Origin of the sequence: Rickettsia sp. TH2014 (assembly GCF_019249195.1) — a bacterium.
Taxonomy (GTDB): domain Bacteria; phylum Pseudomonadota; class Alphaproteobacteria; order Rickettsiales; family Rickettsiaceae; genus Rickettsia; species Rickettsia felis.
Genome location: NZ_MXAX01000273.1, coordinates 1 through 3,966 on the forward strand (window position 1 = coordinate 1; position 3,966 = coordinate 3,966).

Genomic DNA, 3,966 nt, shown 5'->3' on the forward strand with positions numbered 1-3,966 from the left:
AACTGCAATACGGAGGCACGACCAATTTTTATTCTCAAAATTTAGATAGCTTGGTTTTTCCATAACTTATGATATATTTATAATTAATAATTTATAACTACAATTTCAATATAAGTAAATAAATCTGAAGCTTGTAAAGCTAAGTAAGTATTTTACATAAACTTTAATTTAAAAATGTATGATTAAGAAAATAGTACAAAATACGAAAACTTTGCATGTACGCCCTAATGGAAGATCAGCGGATTACATAACTCCTAACTTTATATATGGCTGTGCAGGAGGTTGTAGAAATAGTTATTGTTATGCAATGCGTCACAACTATGAAACATTATATATAAATGAAAATATAGATCAAATACTTGACGTATTAGATAAACATGTAGCAAGTTTACCGACTAAAATTTCCAATCAAACAGATTCTAAATATTGGACATATGATATAGGTTGTTCTACCGATGTAAGTCTGCATTGGAAACACACTAATTGGTTAAAGATATTTAATTTCTTTAAAGAACATCCGCATGCTAAAGCAACTTTTGCTACTAAATATGTTAATCATAAACTACTTAATTTTAATCCTGAAGGCACAATAAGGATTAGATTTAGTTTGGTGCCGGCAAGGATAAGTAAGATATTAGAGCCAAAAACGAGTCCGATTATCGAGAGAATAAAAGCGGTGAATATTTTTATTGAAGCAGGTTACGAAGTTCATCTAAACTTTTCTCCTATTATTGCTTATGAAGGCTGGCTTACCGAATATACAAAGTTATTTGAAGATTTAGATCAATACATAAACAACCAATATAAACCGTTTATAAAAGCGGAATGTATATTTTTAACACATAACGAAAAGCAGCATGAAAGAAATATTGCCTCAAATAGATTAGAGAGTGAAGCCTTAATTTGGCAACCAAATATACAGGAAAATAAAGTAAGCGAATATGGAGGCAAGGCTGTACGTTATAAAGCCGGTATTAAGAGTAATTTTATCAAACGATGGGGTATGTTGCATGACAGGTTACTCCCTTGGAATCAAATCCGATATATCTTCTAACCCTTCTTATTTAAAAATTACAGTTATAAATAAAAAATCACTTGCATGAAAATAAACCTATGATATGTTTCTTCACGTTGAGTTTCAATTTTATCTTCCATAAAAATAACCCAATACTATTATCCCTCAGCTAATAGTGGATATAGTGCTAGTTGAGGACAAAAGTAAAAATATAAAAAACAAGTAAAATATCGAATAAGCAAAAAATCGTTTAGCTTGTTTGTTATCATAGGTGTCATAGAATAAAGAACCGGAATAATATAGAAATACTAACCCAAGAATACCGGAAGTTATTAAATATATAAAATTATTCATTCCGATAAAAAAAGGCATTAACGAAACAATAAATAAAAGGGTGCTGTAAATTAGAATTTGTTTCTTAGTATATAAATTCCCTTTTACTGCAGGCATCATCGGTACTCTACAGTTTTTATAATCATCGTTACAGAATAAAGCAAGAGCCCATGAATGCGGTGGCGTCCAAATAAAAATAATCAAAAATAATATAATCGACTCTAGAGATATAGTATTGCTTACCGCTGCATAACCTATCACAGGAGGTAATGCTCCCGATACTCCGCCAATAACGATATTTTGTATAGAACGACGCTTTAACCAAATAGTATAAATACAGATATAATAAAAAATAGTGAATAGCAGTAAAAAGGACGCAAGTAGATTAACGCATAAAGCCATAAAAAATACTGCAAAAAATCCCGTTATCAAACCAAAAGATAAAGCCTCATCAGATTCTATAGCACCTCTGACAATAGGTCTTTTTTGAGTACGTTTCATTAAGCTATCGATATCTCTATCGTACCACATATTAATTGCTCCTGCACTACCCGCCCCAAGAGCTATGCAAACAACTGCAATACCGGCAATAAAAGGATGCACGGAATAAGGAGCAAGCCATATACCTACAAAACCTGTAAAAATCACAAGCGACATCACACGTGGTTTCATAAGTAAAATATAGTCTTTAACAGTACTCTGTGGATGATTGATTTTATCTAAATTGATTGGTGTTACTAAAGAACTCATATGAAATATTTTTTAATTAAATATAAAAAGTTTTAGGGTAAAAATCAATGATTGACTTTGATATAAGAAATGTATATATTTTCTTGTAATTCAAATATAAAGTTAAGGATATTATCAGTGACAAAAGTTGTTCGTTCTAAATATAAAGCTAGTAGAAGACTTGGAGTAAGTCTATGGGGTGATAGCAAGGATGCTTTCAATACACGAAATTATCGTCCAGGACAGCATGGACAGAATACCATGATTAAAACTTCAGATTATGGTTTACATTTAAAAGCTAAGCAAAGATTAAAATGCCATTACGGTCGTGTCACTGAAAAACAATTTAGAAATATTTTTGCACTTGCTCAAAAAATGAAAGGTAATACTGGTGAAAACTTCATTGGGTTACTTGAAAGCAGACTTGATACAGTTGTTTATAGAATGAATATAGCTCCAACTATTTTTGCTGCAAGACAATTAGTTTCACACGGGCATATTAAATTAAACGGTAAGAAAGCCGATATAGCAAGCATACGACTAAAGGAAGGTGATGTTATAGAAGTCAAAGAATCCGTAAAACAAATACCGCTTATCCAAGAATCTGTTTCAAAACAAGGTCAAACAATACCAGGCTATTTATCATTTGATGTACCTTCATTAACCGGTAAATATTTAAGAGTTCCTGCTCTTTCTGATGTTCCATATCCTTTTGAAGCAGAAGTTCATTTAGTAATCGAGTTATATTCTCGTTAATAATTACAAAAAGGCAGGTTTTATTTATCTGCCTTTTTACTTTCTTCCCTACTCCTACATTTTTCCTTTATACTATAACACAACTTATCACCTAATTTGGCAGCGTTTATTAAAGATAGATTAGTTAAGCATTTAACGTCTGAGCTAAGAAGAAAAAACTGTAAATTTTGACGTAGCAAGAATGGATTGACACGCTTCTTTCAGTTGCTCAAAAGATATTGTTGCATGGATCAATTTCACCTCTATCACCCCATGGCTTGACTAGAGTTGTTGCACGGCTCAAAAAAAACGTACGATGTCATTCCCGCGTAGGCGGGAATCCAGAAAAAAAGTATACATACAGAAAATTTTTGAAATTAAGAGCTCGATTTATCTCGCTTTATAGTGGATTCCTGCTTTCGCAGGAATGACATCGGCATCCACGCAACAACGCCTGCTTGCAATGATGATATCTATTTTTAATAAACAATGCTCCATATATAATAATTGTTTCTACTTGCGTATTATTTTTAAGAACATATAATGCCATTTTTTTAATAAAAATTAATAATTATGGCATTCTCTTTTTTATTTCGTAAAAATCTAGTAATAAAATCTTTTTCTAACTTAGGCTATGATATAGATGATATAATATCTACAATCTCATCTAATAAGGTAAATTTTAATAAAAATAATGCTGCTTCTACCTTTTCCAAGAAGTTAGCATATGGAACGCATTTAATAATTAGCGGTATCACTGGTTTTATTGTAAATGGGACAAAAGGAGGTGGTATTTTTGTTTCGGCAACTCTTGCTGATGAAATCTTAATAACCGAAGGGTATTTTCAGAAACATTATCTTACTTCTGCCACATTTAAAGGAAGTTTAATCTACCCTATTACTACAAATCTCATCACGACTTTTCCTAATTATTCAGTACTAATTTATTTAACTTCTACAGCTGTAATATTAAGCTTAACATATTATGGGACTGATTTCTTAAATTATCAGGAAAATTTAAAAGAAATTCAGACAAACTTAACTCCTAATATTAGGGTAATTGACCCTAATAGGTAACCCCCCAAAAACAATCGACAAAAGGAGTAGAATTTTCTAGAAACAAAGGAGGAGATTCTATAAATGACAATATCAAA

At 31.3% G+C, this 3,966-nt stretch carries 4 protein-coding genes; 3 read left to right on the forward strand and 1 reads right to left on the reverse strand.

The window, feature by feature from the left end; translation table 11 throughout:
* Positions 1–178 precede the first annotated feature (178 nt).
* Entirely contained in the window at positions 179–1,054 is an 876-nt protein-coding gene (locus KYQ89_RS05695; protein ID WP_218460781.1) for an SPL family radical SAM protein, read from the forward strand.
* Between the two features lie 126 nt (positions 1,055–1,180).
* On the opposite strand, the gene cyoE is transcribed toward KYQ89_RS05695, so the two are convergent.
* Complete coding sequence (cyoE, locus tag KYQ89_RS05700; RefSeq protein ID WP_218460782.1) at positions 1,181–2,098, reverse strand: heme o synthase; 918 nt, start codon at positions 2,096–2,098, stop codon at positions 1,181–1,183.
* Positions 2,099–2,215: 117 nt separating this feature from the next.
* Between cyoE and rpsD the strand changes: the two genes are divergently transcribed.
* Entirely contained in the window at positions 2,216–2,833 is a 618-nt protein-coding gene (gene rpsD, locus KYQ89_RS05705; protein ID WP_218460783.1) for a 30S ribosomal protein S4, read from the forward strand.
* Positions 2,834–3,385: 552 nt separating this feature from the next.
* Complete coding sequence (locus KYQ89_RS05710) at positions 3,386–3,889, forward strand: hypothetical protein (protein ID WP_256621450.1); 504 nt, start codon at positions 3,386–3,388, stop codon at positions 3,887–3,889.
* Positions 3,890–3,966: the final 77 nt, after the last annotated feature.

Coding starts and splice junctions, on each gene's coding strand:
- cyoE (WP_218460782.1), bottom strand. CDS start 2,098: ATGAGTTCTTTAGTAACACCAATCAATTTAGATAAAATCAATCATCCA.
- KYQ89_RS05695 (WP_218460781.1), top strand. CDS start 179: ATGATTAAGAAAATAGTACAAAATACGAAAACTTTGCATGTACGCCCT.
- KYQ89_RS05710 (WP_256621450.1), top strand. CDS start 3,386: ATGGCATTCTCTTTTTTATTTCGTAAAAATCTAGTAATAAAATCTTTT.